This is a genomic window from Pseudomonas cuatrocienegasensis, from assembly GCF_900110925.1.
Lineage (GTDB): Bacteria > Pseudomonadota > Gammaproteobacteria > Pseudomonadales > Pseudomonadaceae > Aquipseudomonas > Aquipseudomonas cuatrocienegasensis.
Genome location: NZ_FOFP01000003.1, coordinates 249,955 through 265,210 on the forward strand (window position 1 = coordinate 249,955; position 15,256 = coordinate 265,210).

14 protein-coding genes and 1 pseudogene are annotated in these 15,256 nt (G+C 64.6%); 8 read left to right on the plus strand and 7 right to left on the minus strand.

Annotation, left to right across the window (positions count from 1 at the left end):
• Nucleotides 1-28: 28 nt before the first annotated feature.
• The 6 genes and pseudogenes from BMW49_RS06195 to BMW49_RS06215 form a co-directional block, all read right to left on the minus strand.
• A complete protein-coding gene (locus tag BMW49_RS06195; RefSeq protein ID WP_069516469.1) occupies nt 29-1,267 on the minus strand; it encodes a heme biosynthesis protein HemY in 1,239 nt (412 codons plus the stop codon).
• Nucleotides 1,264-2,445 (minus strand): uroporphyrinogen-III C-methyltransferase, encoded by a 1,182-nt coding sequence (locus tag BMW49_RS25065; RefSeq protein ID WP_371850850.1) that lies wholly within the window; start codon nt 2,443-2,445, stop codon nt 1,264-1,266. Before BMW49_RS25065 ends, BMW49_RS06195 begins: the two co-directional genes overlap by 4 nt.
• A 33-nt stretch (nt 2,446-2,478) precedes the next feature.
• Nucleotides 2,479-3,234, minus strand: a pseudogene (locus BMW49_RS25070) (uroporphyrinogen-III synthase); the annotation flags it as partial.
• Nucleotides 3,231-4,169, minus strand: coding sequence for a hydroxymethylbilane synthase (gene hemC, locus BMW49_RS06205; RefSeq protein ID WP_069516470.1), 939 nt, complete (start codon nt 4,167-4,169; stop codon nt 3,231-3,233). The gene hemC and the pseudogene BMW49_RS25070, both read right to left, overlap by 4 nt.
• A gap of 165 nt (nt 4,170-4,334) precedes the next feature.
• Nucleotides 4,335-5,081, minus strand: coding sequence for a LytR/AlgR family response regulator transcription factor (locus tag BMW49_RS06210; protein WP_069516471.1), 747 nt, complete (start codon nt 5,079-5,081; stop codon nt 4,335-4,337).
• Nucleotides 5,078-6,160: a sensor histidine kinase gene (locus tag BMW49_RS06215; RefSeq protein ID WP_069516619.1), complete on the minus strand. Its 1,083-nt coding sequence runs from the start codon at nt 6,158-6,160 to the stop codon at nt 5,078-5,080. The genes BMW49_RS06210 and BMW49_RS06215 overlap by 4 nt, the downstream gene beginning before the upstream one ends.
• A 271-nt stretch (nt 6,161-6,431) precedes the next feature.
• Here BMW49_RS06215 and argH point away from each other — a divergent pair, with 271 nt between their 5' ends.
• Nucleotides 6,432-7,826 (plus strand): argininosuccinate lyase, encoded by a 1,395-nt coding sequence (argH, locus tag BMW49_RS06220; RefSeq protein ID WP_069516472.1) that lies wholly within the window; start codon nt 6,432-6,434, stop codon nt 7,824-7,826.
• 1 nt (nt 7,827) lies between these two features.
• Nucleotides 7,828-8,409 carry a shikimate kinase gene (locus BMW49_RS06225; RefSeq protein ID WP_069516473.1) on the plus strand — a complete coding sequence of 194 codons (582 nt, stop codon included), beginning with the start codon at nt 7,828-7,830 and terminating at the stop codon, nt 8,407-8,409.
• On the opposite strand, the gene BMW49_RS06230 is transcribed toward BMW49_RS06225, so the two are convergent.
• Nucleotides 8,387-9,049 (minus strand): glutathione S-transferase family protein, encoded by a 663-nt coding sequence (locus BMW49_RS06230; RefSeq protein ID WP_069516474.1) that lies wholly within the window; start codon nt 9,047-9,049, stop codon nt 8,387-8,389. The two genes, BMW49_RS06225 and BMW49_RS06230, sit on opposite strands and share 23 nt — an antisense overlap.
• A gap of 130 nt (nt 9,050-9,179) precedes the next feature.
• Between BMW49_RS06230 and BMW49_RS06235 the strand changes: the two genes are divergently transcribed.
• The 6 genes from BMW49_RS06235 (at nt 9,180) to BMW49_RS06260 (ending at nt 15,213) form a co-directional block, all read left to right on the plus strand.
• Nucleotides 9,180-9,455 carry a hypothetical protein gene (locus BMW49_RS06235; protein ID WP_069516475.1) on the plus strand — a complete coding sequence of 92 codons (276 nt, stop codon included), beginning with the start codon at nt 9,180-9,182 and terminating at the stop codon, nt 9,453-9,455.
• Nucleotides 9,456-9,464: 9 nt separating this feature from the next.
• Nucleotides 9,465-10,247 (plus strand): substrate-binding periplasmic protein, encoded by a 783-nt coding sequence (locus BMW49_RS06240; RefSeq protein ID WP_069516476.1) that lies wholly within the window; start codon nt 9,465-9,467, stop codon nt 10,245-10,247.
• Between the two features lie 114 nt (nt 10,248-10,361).
• Nucleotides 10,362-10,607 (plus strand): TIGR02647 family protein, encoded by a 246-nt coding sequence (locus tag BMW49_RS06245; RefSeq protein WP_069516477.1) that lies wholly within the window; start codon nt 10,362-10,364, stop codon nt 10,605-10,607.
• A 133-nt stretch (nt 10,608-10,740) separates the two neighbouring features.
• Nucleotides 10,741-13,608, plus strand: a complete 2,868-nt coding sequence (locus tag BMW49_RS06250) for a class I adenylate cyclase (RefSeq protein ID WP_069516478.1) — start codon at nt 10,741-10,743, stop codon at nt 13,606-13,608.
• Between the two features lie 71 nt (nt 13,609-13,679).
• Complete coding sequence (locus tag BMW49_RS06255; protein ID WP_083251660.1) at nt 13,680-14,183, plus strand: sigma-70 family RNA polymerase sigma factor; 504 nt, start codon at nt 13,680-13,682, stop codon at nt 14,181-14,183.
• On the plus strand, nt 14,173-15,213 hold the full coding sequence (locus BMW49_RS06260) for a FecR family protein (RefSeq protein WP_083251652.1): 1,041 nt from the start codon (nt 14,173-14,175) through the stop codon (nt 15,211-15,213). Before BMW49_RS06255 ends, BMW49_RS06260 begins: the two co-directional genes overlap by 11 nt.
• The last annotated feature ends 43 nt before the right edge of the window (nt 15,214-15,256 follow it).

The window sequence follows — 15,256 nt, forward strand, 5'->3', positions numbered from 1 at the left end:
CTGTATCGCGGGGTTAACCTCTTGATACTCAGCCCAGACGGGCAGGTACGCCTACGGATCCGGCCAGACGCCGATCAAGCAAGGCCAGGCCCTCCTGGAACAGCTGATTGCTCTGCTCGACATCGCCCAGGTGTGCCAGCAAACGCGCCAACTCGGCACAGGTCTCGGGGTCACGCGCAAGCAGCAGGCTGGTCTCCAGATACTCACGGGCCTTGCCCCATAGCTGGTTGTGCAGGCACAGCCGGCCGAGGGTCAGGCGCAACGCTGGGTCATCGCCATGGTCCTTGAGCCAGCCCTCGGCCAGCTGCAGCTGCTTGGCCGGGTCGCGCCCATGCAACAGACCGTAGAGACGCACCAGATGCGGGTCATAGTGGCGCTTGAGCGCTTGCTGCAGCACTTCTTCGGCCTGAACCTCGGCACCCGCTTCACGCAAGCGCTCAATGTATACGACCAGCAGTTCCGGGTCGTGCCGCAGGCTGTTGGAAAGGCGCTGCCAGGCGGCCAGCAGTGCAGCTTCGGGCGCCTCATCCGGCGCCGGGGCGAGGGTCGCCAGGTAGCCCAGCCAGGCCCGCCGCTCGAGGACAGCCAAGGCGTCTGCGTCGAGGATCTTTTCCTTGCGCAGATCAGGCATCAAGGCCAGCAACGCCGACCAGGCGCCAGTGTCCACATACAGCTGCTGCAACCGCTGCAACACCAGGTGATGGTGCGGATGACGGGAGCGCATGGCTTCCAGCGTCTGCGCAGCTTCCAGCAGTTGCCCGCTGCTCTGTTGCAACTCGGCATGGGTCAGGGCAATACCCAGTTCGGCCTTGGGCTGAGACGTCAGGGCCTTCTCCAACAGGGTGTCGCGCTCACTGTATAGCCCCTGGTGATTGGCCGCACGGGCAGCGCCCAGGTAGTGCATCAGCGGCTGTGGATCATCTTCAGCGGCGCGCTCCAGATGCCGCTGCGCGCGGGACCAGCGCCCTTCGGCCAGTTCGATGACACCCTCACGGGACGCCTGGCGTACGCGCCGGCGCCGATGCAAACGTGACCAGGGGTTGACCAGACCACCGCTGGTGATGGTCAGGCCCAGCAGCAGGCGCAGCAGATAGAGCACCAGGCCCAGCACCACCAGCAAGGCGAGAAACACCCACAGACCGGACTCGTAACGGAACCCTGGGTAGGCAAACAACACGTAGCCTGGGTGAGCCGCAATCGCCTGGGCAAGCAGAGCCAGGCCGGCACAGACCAGCAGCAGGCCGATGATCCAGTAGAAGCGCTTCATGGCCGGGCGTCCTCCGCGCTCGCCTCATCGGGAGCCTGAGCAGGAGCCTCGACCGCGTCTTGCGCGGTTTCGCGCATGCTGTGCTTCTGTTCGATATAGGCCTGCACAGCGCCTAGGGCGGGCGCCAGATCGGGTACTTGCACCTCGATTGGCTGGCTTTCGAGCGCACTCAGACGCGCCAGCAATGCCCGACTTGCGGGGTTCTGCTGGTCGAAACTGGTGGCGAGAATATCCTTGGCCTGCTGCAGAGCCTGCCGATAGACCCCGCTCTCGCCGTGCAGCGCGCCCCACTGGGCCTGCTCCAGAGCCAAACCCAGGGCCAGACGCACCTGCGTCAGGTTCTGCCCAGCCAGCACGGGGCGAATGACCTCGTCATTGCCCACTTCGATACGGATGTACTGCGACAGGCGCTGCAAGGCGTTGGACCACCAGCTGCCGGAGGTATCCTGAGCAGCCAGCTCTTCGAGCACGCCGCCTTCACCGGCGAGGGTCGGGGTCAGCGCATTGAGGTCGGCGACCTGCTCGCGCAGGGCACCGAGCTGCAGAAACAGGCCGGTACGGTCGGGGTCGACGGTGGTACGCAAGGCTTCCATGGCCCGTGCTACCTGCTCACGTGCAGCAAAGGCCGCCGGGTCATCCTGCTCCCGGAGAATCTGGTCGGCAGCATTGACCAGCGCCTCAGCGCTGTTGACGTCCTGCAGGGCCGACAAGCGTAGGCTGGCCAGGCGCAGCAAATGCTCGGCCTCGGCCAGGCGCCAGTCCTGCCGACTGGCTCCCAGGACGGTTTCCAGACGCTGGTTGAGCAACTGCTGATCACCCTGCAGTTGCGCAAGCAGGCGTTGCCGCGTATCGAGCTCTGCAGCGCTGGGCAACTGCGCCAGGCGCTCGTCAAGACGCCTCAGCTGCTGGCCGAGCGCTTGGCTATCGCTTTGGCTTGCCTCGATCTGGGCCACTTGCTCGGCGCTCTGGGCACTCAGCGCACGCACCTGCCAGGCGCCCCAGGTACCAGCGGCGAGACCGGCAGCGGCAATCAACAGGGCGAACAACGCCAGGCCATTACCCCGCGGCGTCTTGTCACTGGGCGGTGGGCTGACCGGTTTGGCCACAGGAGGCTCGGTCAGGCTATCGGGTTGCGGCGGCAAGTCATGCGCCGCCGGCTTGGCAGTGGTTTCGCTCACGTGTCCATCCTTTGCGTCAGTGATCGGGGCAGGTTGCGCCTGCAACGCCGCCAGCAAGGCCGAGGCGCTGGCGCCTCGACAATCCACAACAGTTTCGGCACCTGCGGCGCGGGCCATTTCGGCCACCCTCGAACTGGGCACAAACAGCGGCAGACGCCGCAGCTGATCCCAGGCGTCGCCTGCCAGGTCATGCAAATGGGTAAAACCCTGCCCACTGCTGACCACCAGGCCATTCAGGCGTTCCGCCTGGATGCACTGCGCCAGGGTTGCAGCAGGGTACGTGGGGCAGCTGCGTCGGTACAACGCCAGGTAGTCGACCTGCACACCCATGGCGCCCAGACGCTCGGCCAGCAACTCGCGACCACTCTCGCCGCGCAGAATCAGCACCCGCGGCGAGGGCGCCTGGGTCAGTGCCTGCTGCAGCTCAGGTAGCGCCAGCAGGGCTTCGCTGTCATCGCCGCTGGCCGGATAGTGCACCGTCAGGCCGTGGCCCTGGAGAATCTCGGCCGTCGCCGCACCGACACTGAACCAGGGCAACGCGGGCGGCACCGGCACGGCATGTTGCTCGATGCGCTGCAGCGCCAGGCGCGCCGCAGGCTTGCTGACCACGATCACCGCACTGTAACGCGCCAAGTCCTGCAGACAGGCCAGCTGCGACGCGGTATCCGGCAAAGGCTCAATACTCAGCAATGGCAAACTGCTGGACGCTACCCCCTGCTCGGCTAACTGCGCGGCCAACGCCGCACATTCCTCCGCCGGGCGGGTCAGCAGCAGGCGCCAGCCGCTCACGCGTGGCCTGCCTCGCCATACACCGCCTTGAGGATTGCCGCTGCACCCTGGGCCAATAGCGCCTCGGCGACCTCAACGCCGAGCTGCTCGGCGTCGGCCGCGGCGCCGCGCTGTTCGGCCTGCAGCAGCAGGCTGCCGTCGGGCTGGCCGACCAGGCCGCGTAGCCACAGCTGCTCGCCTTCGAGGATCGCGTAACAGGCGATAGGCACCTGGCAACCACCATTGAGGTGCTTGTTCAAGGCCCGCTCGGCGCTCACCCGCAGCGCCGTTTCACGGTGATGCAGGGGTGTGAGCAAGGCGTGAATCTCGGCATCATCGGTGCGGCATTCGATCCCCACCGCGCCCTGGCCGCCGGCCGGCAGGCTGTCTTCGACACTGATCGAGGCGCGGATACGTTCTTCGAAGCCCAGGCGAATCAATCCGGCGGCAGCGAGAATGATGGCGTCGTACTCGCCGGCATCGAGCTTGGCCAGGCGCGTATTGACGTTGCCACGCAGGAAATGGATGGTCAGGTCGGGGCGCCGCGCCAACAGTTGCGCCTGCCGGCGCAGGCTGGAGGTGCCGACCACACTGCCGGCTGGCAGCGCTTCCAGGCTGGCATAGGTATTGGAAACGAAGGCATCGCGCGCATCTTCACGCTCGCAGATGCAATACAGCCCCAGGCCTTCGGGGAAGTCCATCGGTACATCTTTCATCGAATGTACGGCGATGTCGGCCTGCTGCTCCAGCAGCGCGGTTTCCAACTCTTTGACGAACAAGCCCTTGCCACCGATCTTCGCCAGTGGCGCGTCGAGCAGCTTGTCGCCGCGGCTGACCATCGGCACCAGGGTAACGACCAGGCCCGGGTGGGCCTGTTCCAGGCGGGCCTTGACGTGCTCGGCCTGCCAGAGAGCCAGAGCGCTTTTACGGGTGGCGATGCGAATTTCGCGGAGCATGAGCAATTCCAGAAGACGAACTGCCGGGGATGATAGCAAGAAGCTGCAAGGCGGGTGGCCGCCCCCTGCACGCTGCAGCTATTTGAATGTGAGCGGCGACTTGATGCCGGCAAGCTTTTGCCTTTACTTGCGGCTTGACGCTTCAGGCTTGCAGCTTACCGACCCCTACAGGTTATGCATCAGCTTGCGCACACCAGCAACGTGGCGGCGGCTGACGATCAACGCTTCGCCCTCCATGCCTTTGAGGTAGAGCTGAAAGTGCCCCAGCGGGGTACGTTGCAACCGCTCGATGCGCTCGCGAGTCACCAGGGCGTTGCGATGGATGCGCACGAAGCGCTCGCCGAATTCGTCTTCCAACGCCTTGAGCGGTTCATCGAGCAGCACTTCGCCGCCGTCATGACGCAAGGTCACGTACTTGTGATCGGCAATGAAGTAGATCACCTGATCAAGGGGAATCAACTCGATACCCTTGCGCGTACGCGCACTGATATGGCTGCGCGGCCCGGCGCCATTGCTGACGGCAGGGCGAGTTAACGCAGCGAGCTGGACACGATTGGGACGTTCGGCTTTTTTCAGGGCTTCACCGAGATGCTCGGCGCGTACCGGCTTGACCAGATAACCCACGGCACTGACCTTGAACGCCTCCAGGGCAAACTCATCGTGGGCCGTACAAAAGATCACGGCCGGCGGGGCATCGTGCTCGCACAGTTTGGCGGCCACTTGCAGGCCATCCAGGCCGGGCATGCGGATATCGAGCAGCACCACATCGGGCTTCAGGCTGTCGATCAAAGACAGCGCTTCTTCGCCATTGCTGGCGGCGGGTTCTAGAACACGGTACCCCTCAAGCTCGCCAACCATACGACTGAGGCGTTCGCGGGCTAGGGGTTCATCATCGACGATCAGGACATTCATAATGCGCTGGCTTCCTGCGTGAGTCTCGCACAAGGATAGCGTAGACAAGTGTAGTGGCGGCCATCACGGCGCTCCACGCTGAGACTGGCAGCAGGCCCAAAAAGTGCCGTAAGTCGTGCATCGATGTTATTGAGCGCCTGATGGGTTCCACGCGAGGGCGTCGCTGTAACGGCCTCACTGAAGGGATTACTGACGGTCAAGGTGAACACCCCCGCGCTGTAGTTCGCTTCTATTCGTACCAGCCCACCCTCGATACGCGGCTGGATGCCATAGATCAAGGCATTTTCCAGCAACGGCTGCAGCGTCAGCTGGGGAATGGGCAGATCCTCGGGCACACCCTGGATATCCCATTGCAACTGTAGTCGCTCGCCAAGCCGATAGTGCTCTATCGACAGATATCGTTGCGCCAGCTCCACTTCCTCGTGCCAGGGCACCAGGCTGCCGGGCTTGGCCAGGCTGGCGCGAAACAGGTCGGAGAGGTCGAGCACCGCCTGCTCTGCCTTGTAGGGATCGATGACCACCAGGCTGGCGATGCTGTTGAGGCTGTTGAACAAGAAGTGCGGCCGGATGCGCGCCTGCAGCGACTCGATACGGGCACGCAGTTCGGCCTGCTCCTGGCGGCGCCACTGACTCTGCAGGTAGAAGTAGCGCAAGAGCAGCGCCGACATGATCAGGCTGATCAGCGCATGGCGCAGGTAAAGGTTGACCTCGCCGGCACGCGGCAGCGGCCCACCCAACTCGTATATGTCAGCAACGGCGGTGCAGCCCAGGGTCAGCAGCAGCACGATCAGCGCGCAGAGTATCCCCGCCCAGGCGGCCTGCATCCGCGCCAGGAACGGGCGCAGGCGACACAACACGCCCGCCGAGAGCAACACGATCCACTGCACGAACAATGAAGTCAGGGCCAGGCGTACCCAATCGAAGCCCGGCAGCATCGGTTGTGCCAGCACCAGCACCAGCACCAGCAGTTCGGCCATCAGCACGGTGCCGAGCAGGGCTTCGGGCTCACACAGCTCGGGGACGAAAAAATCGTCCTGTGGGGCCGCAGCCGGGGGTCGAGAACGCAGGGGGATTCGCATGCTGAACAGTTTCCGCGCGCCCCGCCTGGCCGGCAAGTGACAGCGCAGGCCACAGGCCATATTCCTGTGAAAATGGCAGACCAAGCGCCTGATTTGTGACCGGCCCGACACTGCACCCAGGATCTGTTGGCGGCGCCGCAGACACAGGCGATACATGTCATGTGCGTGACTGCGGCGAAGGTAAGGCCGGGCCTGTTATCATCCGCCCCCTGATTTTCGTCGTGCGGGCCCCGCGGCTCGCCTGTACCTGCGCACCAGCGGAGCGAGACCCATGAGCACAGAAAAAACCAACCAGTCCTGGGGCGGCCGCTTCAGCGAGCCAGTCGATGCCTTCGTCGCACGCTTCACCGCCTCGGTGGAATTCGACAAGCGCCTGTACCGCCACGACATCATGGGCTCCATCGCCCACGCCACCATGCTGGCCAAGGTCGGCGTACTGACCGATGCCGAGCGCGACAGCATCATCGACGGCCTGCAGACCATCCAGGGCGAGATCGAAGCCGGCCAGTTCGACTGGCGCGTCGACCTGGAAGACGTGCACATGAACATCGAAGCGCGCCTGACCGACCGCATCGGCGTCACCGGTAAAAAGCTGCACACCGGCCGTTCGCGCAACGACCAGGTGGCCACCGATATCCGCCTGTGGCTGCGTGACGAGATCGATCTGATCCTCGCCGAGATCACTCGCCTGCAGCAGGGCCTGCTGGAGCAGGCCGAGCGTGAAGCCGAGACCATCATGCCCGGCTTCACCCACCTGCAGACCGCCCAACCGGTGACCTTCGGTCACCACCTGCTGGCCTGGTTCGAGATGCTCAGCCGCGACTACGAACGCCTGGTCGATTGCCGCAAGCGCACCAACCGCATGCCCCTGGGTAGCGCCGCGCTGGCCGGCACCACCTACCCGATCCAGCGTGAAATCACCGCTGAGCTGCTCGGCTTCGACGCCGTGGGCGGCAACTCCCTGGACGGCGTGTCGGATCGCGACTTCGCCATCGAATTCTGCGCCGCCGCCTCGATTGCCATGATGCACCTGTCGCGCTTCTCCGAAGAGCTGGTGCTATGGACCAGCGCGCAGTTCCAGTTTATCGACCTGCCGGATCGCTTCTGCACCGGCTCCTCGATCATGCCGCAGAAGAAGAACCCGGACGTGCCCGAGCTGGTGCGTGGCAAGACCGGCCGCGTATTCGGCGCGCTGATGGGCCTGCTGACCCTGATGAAAGGCCAGCCGCTGGCCTACAACAAGGACAACCAGGAAGACAAGGAGCCGCTGTTCGACGCCGCCGATACCCTGCGCGACTCGCTGCGCGCCTTCGCCGACATGATTCCGGCGATCAAGCCCAAGCACGCGATCATGCGTGAAGCGGCGCTGCGCGGCTTCTCCACCGCCACCGACCTGGCCGACTACCTGGTGCGCCGTGGCCTGCCGTTCCGCGACTGCCACGAGATCGTCGGCCACGCCGTGAAATACGGCGTCGACAGTGGCAAGGACCTGGCCGAGATGAGCCTGGAAGAGCTGCGCCAGTTCAGCGAGCAGATCGAGCAGGACGTCTTCGCTGTACTGACCCTGGAAGGTTCGGTCAATGCCCGCGACCATATCGGCGGTACGGCGCCGAATCAGGTACGCGCCGCGGTGGTTAGGGGTCGCGAGCTGCTCGCGGCACGCTAATATGCCCGCCCATACGCCAGGACGGCGTATTTCGGTGGTCGGTTGCTCCGGCTCGGGCAAGACCACTCTGGCGCGGCGCTTGGCGCAACACCTGGGCTATCGCCATATTGAGCTGGATGCGCTGTATCACCAGCCCAACTGGCAGCCGCTGCCCAAGGAGCAGTTCAAGCAGGCCGTAAGCGACGCATTGCGCGGCGACGACTGGGTCGTGGAGGGGAGTTATTCCGCCGTGCGCCCCCATGTGCTGGAACGCTCGGACATGGTGATCTGGCTGGACCTGCCCAAAGCCGTGGTGATGCGCCAGGTGCTGTGGCGAACGCTGCGGCGTCTGGTCAACAACGAAGAGCTGTGGAACGGCAACCGCGAGCGCTGGGGCAACCTGCTCAAGCTCAACCCCAGGCAATCCATCCTGGTCTGGACCTGGCAACGCCACGCGGTTTACCGCCAGCGCTACGGCGAGGAAATGCTCAACTCATCGCCACAGCAACCGTACCTGCGGCTGACGTCGCGCCAGGCTGTCGAACGCTTTCTCAGCAGCCTGCAGGCACAGCGCGCGGTGCTCAGCCGCGCGCCTGAGCCTTGACGAACGCGAGAAAGGCCGGCATCTCGGCCACTTTCTGCTCGGCAATGCGCTGTACGTGCGGGTTCTGGTTGAGTCGCTCAAGCAGCGCCCGCGCCGCCGGAAAGTCGGCCAGGAGGTCGAGGCCGAACAGCTTGTGCGCCACGACACAGGCCAGGTCCAGGCTGTAGAGGAAATACAGATCTGCCACGCTGAGCGCCTCACCCGCCACATAAGGGCTGAAGCGCCCGTGACGCTTGAGCGTGGCAACCCCTGCCAACAGCTCGGCCTTGCACTTGGCCAGCAGCGCATCCGCAACCGTTGCGCCAAAGAATGCCTGTGGGTATCCAAGGCGCGCCGGCAGTTCGATGTACAGCTCAATCTCCCGCGCCAGGCTGCGCACCTGCGCGCAGGCAAAGGGTTCAGTCGGCAGCAGCGGCGTGCCGCCGCATGTCTCCAGATAATCGAGAATCACGCTGGTCTCGCTGATAAACCCGTCGGGCGTCTCCAGCACCGGCACCTTGCCCCGCGGGCTAATGCTCAGAAACGCTTCGCTCTGGCTACCGTGCACGTGGACAATCTCGAACGGCAAGCCCTTCTCCAGCAACGCAAGCTGGACCATATTGAAGTAGTTGCTGACGGCAAAACCGTGAAGTTTCAACACTGCTGACGCTCCTATTCTGTCTACCCGACTTATAACGCCACGCACCTGCACACGCCCAGCGCCATCAGCACAGTGAATGGCGATACCGACGAAGCACTGGCACACTGCACCTTTAGCCTCTGGAGCCGCCATGACTGCGCACGATGAACGCGACGACGAAGCCTTCGCCGAAGACACCCTGACCCAGGCCATCGAAAATCAGCTCGAAGCCGGTGAACCGGCCTTTGTCCAGGCGGTCCTGAACAAGCTGAGCCTGGTCGGCTATGCGCGCGAAGAGATTCTTGAACTGATGGCTCTGGTGCTGGCCGACGAGATCGACGTCATGCTGCGCGAAGACCGCGCGTTCGATCTGGCTCGCTACGAACAGGGCTTGCGCGCCCTGCCTGCATTGCCTGGCGACGCCTGAGCCACGCGCATGGCGCCAGAGCGGCCACTGCGCCGTTTCCTGCAACTGCGCCTGTGGCTGCTCCTGCTATTGCCAGGTCTGGTCGCGCCAGCCTTGGCCGAGGTCATCCGCATCGGCGCCGAAGATGACTGGTACCCCTACACCGCGTACCGCGAAGGCCGCGTGCAAGGTATGTCGGTGGATATCCTGCGTGCCGCCTTCGCCGCCACCGGCCAATCGGTCGAACTGCTGCCTTACCCTTACGCACGCTGTATGGAAATGGCCCGCAGCGGGGAGCTGGTGGCCTGCTTCAATACCTCGCCGAATGCACGCATCCGCACCGACTACCAACTGCCGCAGCAACCGCTGTTCAGCGATGACATTCTGCTCTGGGCACGCCAGGACCAGGCCGACGCCATCACTGACTTCAGCCGCCTCGATGGTAAACGCGTGGCTGTCACCCTGGGCTACGAATACGGGCCAATCCTCGATCAGCACACAGGCGTCGAACGCATCCCCGTACGCCGCGACCTCAACGGCTTTCTTATGCTGCAGCGCCAACGCGTCGACTTCACCGCTGCCTACCGCGGGACCGCACAGGCATTGTTCGTCGAGCACCCGGAGCTGGCGGGGCAGTTCGCCCCGGTTGCCGTGCTCCACCGTCCCCAGTTGTACCTCAGCGTATCCCGCCGCCACCCCTTGGCCGCCGAGGTACTGGAGCGTTTCGATCGTGGCATGCAGCAGTTGCATCACAATGGGCGCTACCAGCAGATCCTGCTTGACTGGCAACACCCTTCATCGCCAGCAGATTGAGCAGGGCTTGACTACACTGCTCTGAGCACGCGCGCAGGCCTGCCAGAAATCGCCTGTAGCGCTGCCCGCCGCGGCCCTGCCACGGCATACCTCCAACAACATGCCGGAGTCGTTATGGCCTTTACCTCTGAACTGATTGCCGAACTGGAATTTCTCTCGCTGTTCAACCTGAGCAATACCCAGGAGGGCCTGAAAGTCCATCACACCGCCACTGCGGCCGCGATCGCCGCCGCCCAGCGCCTGCACGACAAGGGCCTGATCAGCCAGCCCGATGGCGGTTACCTGACCAGCCTCGGGCTGGAAGCTGCCGCCCACGCCCAGGGTGTACTGACCATTCTCAAACTCCCGCAAGCCGCCTGAGCGACCCGCATACCTGACCGCCGAGCCCGCAGCGCGCCCGGCGGTCGGGCGACCCCGAATACCGCACTGCACCACAGCACAGACGGCTGATAGTCTAGGCGGCATCTCGTTCCACCCGCCCCAGAGCCGACGCATGAGCCGTACCCAGGAAATCCGCCCGGACATTGATGAGGGTATCGACCGCAAGGTCCTGGCTCAGCTGCGTGCGCGTTTTCTCGCGGTCAACAAGGGCCGCCTGCAACGCGCCAGCGAAGCCTTGTCGACGCGCCAGCAGTTGGTACTGCGCCTGTTGCCCCTGCTGTTTCATGTCAACCATCCTTTGCTGCCGGGCTATGTTTCGGGCGCCACACCGGCTGGCGTCAGCGGCTATGAGCCAGACGACGATGAACTGGCCGAAGCTCAGCGCCTGACCCGCTCCTTTGCCTACAAGCCGCGTCGGGGCAATGCCCTGAGTGCCAACCTCACCGGCATCCACGGGCTGTTTCTGATGGGCAGCCTGGGCACCGTGGCGCAAGCCGAGCAGAGCGACATGGACGTGTGGGTGTGCCACGCGCCCAACCTGACGGGCGAGGCGCTGGCTGAACTGCGGCGTAAATGTGATCAGCTCGAAATCTGGGCCGCGACCCTGGGCGCCGAAGCGCACTTCTTTCTGATCGACCCGGCACGCTTTACCGTCGGCGACCGCGAAGCCCTGCTCACCTCCGACGACTGCGGCACCACCCAGCACTACCTGCTGCTCGATGAGTTCTACCGCACCGCCATCTGGCTGGCCGGGCGCACCCCACTGTGGTGGCTGGTACCGGTCTACGAGGAGCCGCGCTACCAGGCCTATATCACCACCTTGCTGAACAAGCGCTTTATCCGCGCTGACGAGGTCCTCGATCTGGGCCACCTGGCGCGCATACCGCCTGGGGAGTTCATCGGTGCAGGCATGTGGCAGCTGTACAAGGGCATCGAGTCGCCCTACAAGTCAGTGCTCAAACTGCTGCTGACCGAGGTTTATGCCAGCGAACACCCGAAGGTCGAATGCCTGTCACTGCGCTTCAAACAGGCCGTGTTCGCCAACCAGCTGGACCTCGACGAGCTCGACCCCTATATCGTCGTCTACCGCCGCCTGGAGGAATACCTCAGCGCACGGGGCGAACACGAGCGTCTCGAACTGATCCGCCGCTGCCTGTACCTGAAGATCGACAAGAAACTCAGCCGTCCGCCCCGCGGCCGTGCAAAGAGCTGGCAACGCCTGCTGCTCGAACGCCTGACCCGCGACTGGGACTGGTCACCGCGCCACCTGGCAATGCTCGACAGCCGCAGCCAGTGGAAGGTGCGCCAGGTCAGTACCGAGCGGCGCGCACTGGTCAACGAGCTCACCTACAGCTACCGTTTTTTATCGGCGTTCGCCCGCACCGAGCAGGCCGCCAGTTCGCTCAACAGCCGCGACCTCGGGGTCCTCGGCCGGCGCCTGTACGCCGCCTTCGAGCGCAAGGCCGGCAAGATCGAATTCATCAACCCGGGCATCGCCCCGGACCTCGCCGAAGACACCCTGACCCTGGTGCACAGCCCCAGCCCCGAAGCCCCGCAGGAAACCCAGTGGGCCCTCTATACCGGCAGCCTGGGAGCCCAGGAGTGGCCGGATTTTGCCCCGCTCAAGCGCGCCCGCGAGCTCATTGAGCTGCTCGCCTGGTGCCACCGCAATGGCGTGATCGACAACAGTACACGGCTATCGCTGCACCCCGGCGCCAGCGACCTCAGCGAATTCGAGCTGTCGAACCTGCTGACCAGCCTGCAGCACGCTGTGCCACTGCCCCTGGCACCGGTTGCCGAGGTGGACCTGCTGCAAGCCAGCAGCCCGCGGGAAGTCCTCGTGCTGGTCAACGTCGGTATCGACCCACTGCCCCAGCACAGCCAGATGAACGTGCACATGACCACCGAACGCACCGACGCCCTCGGTTACTCAGGGGTGCGCGAGAACCTGGTGCTGACCCTCGACCAGGTCACGCTCAATAGCTGGAATGAGCTGCTGACCAGCCGCTATGACGGCCCCCACGCCCTGCTCGACTGCCTGCGCGACCTGCTCAACAGCCTGCCGGCCGAAGGCCCCGTGCCCAACCTGCGGGTGCGCTGCTTCTGCCGTAACCGCGCCACGCAGATTGCCGAACGGGTCGAGGAGCTGTTTCGCGACACCCTCGCCGCCTTCGCCGATGGCGCACCCAACCGTTACCTGCTGCAGATCAAGCAGCATTACCACGTCCTTGAATGGCGCCCCGGCCAGGTGCGTCACACGCCGCTGCACGACCGCAACGCCCTGCTCGACCACCTTGGTCGTGAGCGCAGCGACTACAGCGCGCTGCACCTGGACCGCCATGTGCTGGCCGGAGACGAGCTGGGGCTGATCCTGCCGCTCGGCCGGGCAAACTGCATCCAGGTGTTCTATCGCTGCTACGAAAGCACGGACGAGGCCGAGTTGAGTGTGCTCGACGAACACAATGCGCTGTGGCGTCAGCGCGTGCCATTCCGCGACGAACAAAGCCTGCTGACGCCGCTGCAGCGCTTCCTGCAATCGCTGCTGTACCGCCGCAATGCACTGCTACCGCTGGATGGCGCCCTGCCTGCCGCACCGCCGGAAGTGCTCTACTACCAAATTCTGCCGGATGCCCCGGCCCGCCCCCAGCGCCTGGAGCGCCGCCCAGCGCCGAGCGCCGCGGTGAGCCACCCGTTCTTCGATGTGCAAGCCATTCTGGAGCCCGCCGACGGCAAGCGCGTGCACGTGACCCTGTACTGCAACCACCGTGAGTTTTCCGAGCTGGAATACGCCGGTGACCTCTACGCCGCCGTGGCTCAGCACATCCTCGCCCAGCGCGCTGGCGGCGAGCGCTACCCCTGCTACATCACCGACCTCGACCTCTCGGCGCTGCTCGACAGCGCTGCTGGACAGACCCTGGTTTCGCTGCGTTACAAGGCACGCCTGGAAGACGCCCTGAACCAGGCACTGCAGCACGCCTGAACGAATACAATTGATATCGATTATTGATTGCATATAATGCCGGCACTTTGCCTTTCGCAGCCGTGCCCGCCGTGAATGACCCCAAACTGGAACTCTATCTCAGCCACCGCCGCGCGCTGATCGACTATGCCCGCTCGATTGCGGGTGGTCGCGCCCAGGCCGAGGACGTGGTTCAGGACGCCTGGCTGCGCTTTGCCGACGAGCGCACCGGCCCCAACCTGCGCAACCCGCTCGGTTACCTCTACCGCATCGTGCGTAACCTGGCGCTGGACGCAAGTCGCCGCCTGTCCACCGAGCAGCGCGAGCCTGAAGGCGCCAGCCGGCTCGGCGAGCTGCTGGCCTCCACCCCGTCACCTGAGGCGCAGGTCTGTGATGAGGACGCCCTGCAGATGATCGCCAACGCCCTGCTGGAGCTGCCAGAACGCACGCGCATAGCCTTTGAAATGCACCGTTTTGGCGACTACACGCTGCAACAGATCGCCCAGCATCTAGGGGTTTCGGTTGGCCTGGTTCATAGCCTGGTACGTGATGCCATGACCCACTGCGCAGAGCGCCTGGGTGACCATGAAGATTGAACCGCCATCCATCAATCCGTCCGCGCCCGCAGCGCCTGCCTCTGCGCCAGACCTGGCCAATGACCCAGCCTGGCAAGCCGCGCTGGACTGGCACCTGCGCCTCCATGCGCAACCGGATGACACCGCCTTGCAAGCCGCTTTCAGCACCTGGCACAGCGCCCACCCGGCGCACGCGCGTGCCTGGCAGCGCGCCCAGCGGGTCTGGCAACTGAGCGGCGCCCTGACCCCCTCGCCTCGCCAGCCGATACCCACTGTGCAGCCATCATTGCCGCCACGCAGCCGACCCACCCGGCGGCGCAAGCGCCTGCTGGGCGGGGCCGCCGCCATGGCCGCCTGCCTGCTTGTCGTTCTGCTGCAGTGGCCAACCTGGCAGGCCGACTATTACAGCCCAAAGGGCGAGCGTCGCACCCTCAGCCTGAATGACGGCAGCCAGCTCACGCTCGACGGTGGCAGCGCGATCAAGGTCCATCTCGACAAGACACAGCGCCAGGTCACCCTGCTCCGCGGCCGCGTGTACTTCCAGGTCAGCCGCGATACGGCTCGCCCGTTTCAGGTGGAGGCGGGCACGACCACCATCACGGTCACCGGCACCGCCTTCACCGTGGACCACGGCGACGAGCGTTCGAGCGTGGCCGTCGAGCATGGCAGCGTGCAGGTAGACGATTCGCAGACCGATACCCGGCAGTCCAAGGCAGCGCTCGGCGCGGGTGATCGCCTGGAACTGGACCACCACCTGGGCAAGGCACAGCTCAGCCATCAGGCGCCCGGCACCATGGCCGCCTGGCGCAAGGGCCTGCTGGTCGCAGACAACCAGCCCCTGGTCCAGGTCCTCGAACAAGTGGCCAAACAGCTACCAGGCCTGGTCGTTCTGCACGATCAGGCACTGGGTCAGCGGCGCGTGACCGGAGTCTTCGACCTCACCCGCCCAGAAGCCGCACTAGAAGCCTTGATCACCCCTCAAGGCGGCCGCATCGAGGCCTACAGCCCCTGGCTGCTGGTGATTCAAAGCGCCCCTGGAAAAAATAAATAGCCAAAGCCTGAAAAAACTCCCGCGCCAAACGTCTCTTGGCTGC

Coding starts and splice junctions, on each gene's coding strand:
- BMW49_RS06195 (WP_069516469.1), bottom strand. CDS start 1,267: ATGAAGCGCTTCTACTGGATCATCGGCCTGCTGCTGGTCTGTGCCGGC.
- hemC (WP_069516470.1), bottom strand. CDS start 4,169: ATGCTCCGCGAAATTCGCATCGCCACCCGTAAAAGCGCTCTGGCTCTC.
- BMW49_RS06210 (WP_069516471.1), bottom strand. CDS start 5,081: ATGAATGTCCTGATCGTCGATGATGAACCCCTAGCCCGCGAACGCCTC.
- BMW49_RS06215 (WP_069516619.1), bottom strand. CDS start 6,160: ATGCGAATCCCCCTGCGTTCTCGACCCCCGGCTGCGGCCCCACAGGAC.
- argH (WP_069516472.1), top strand. CDS start 6,432: ATGAGCACAGAAAAAACCAACCAGTCCTGGGGCGGCCGCTTCAGCGAG.
- BMW49_RS06225 (WP_069516473.1), top strand. CDS start 7,828: ATGCCCGCCCATACGCCAGGACGGCGTATTTCGGTGGTCGGTTGCTCC.
- BMW49_RS06235 (WP_069516475.1), top strand. CDS start 9,180: ATGACTGCGCACGATGAACGCGACGACGAAGCCTTCGCCGAAGACACC.
- BMW49_RS06240 (WP_069516476.1), top strand. CDS start 9,465: ATGGCGCCAGAGCGGCCACTGCGCCGTTTCCTGCAACTGCGCCTGTGG.
- BMW49_RS06245 (WP_069516477.1), top strand. CDS start 10,362: ATGGCCTTTACCTCTGAACTGATTGCCGAACTGGAATTTCTCTCGCTG.
- BMW49_RS06250 (WP_069516478.1), top strand. CDS start 10,741: ATGAGCCGTACCCAGGAAATCCGCCCGGACATTGATGAGGGTATCGAC.
- BMW49_RS06260 (WP_083251652.1), top strand. CDS start 14,173: ATGAAGATTGAACCGCCATCCATCAATCCGTCCGCGCCCGCAGCGCCT.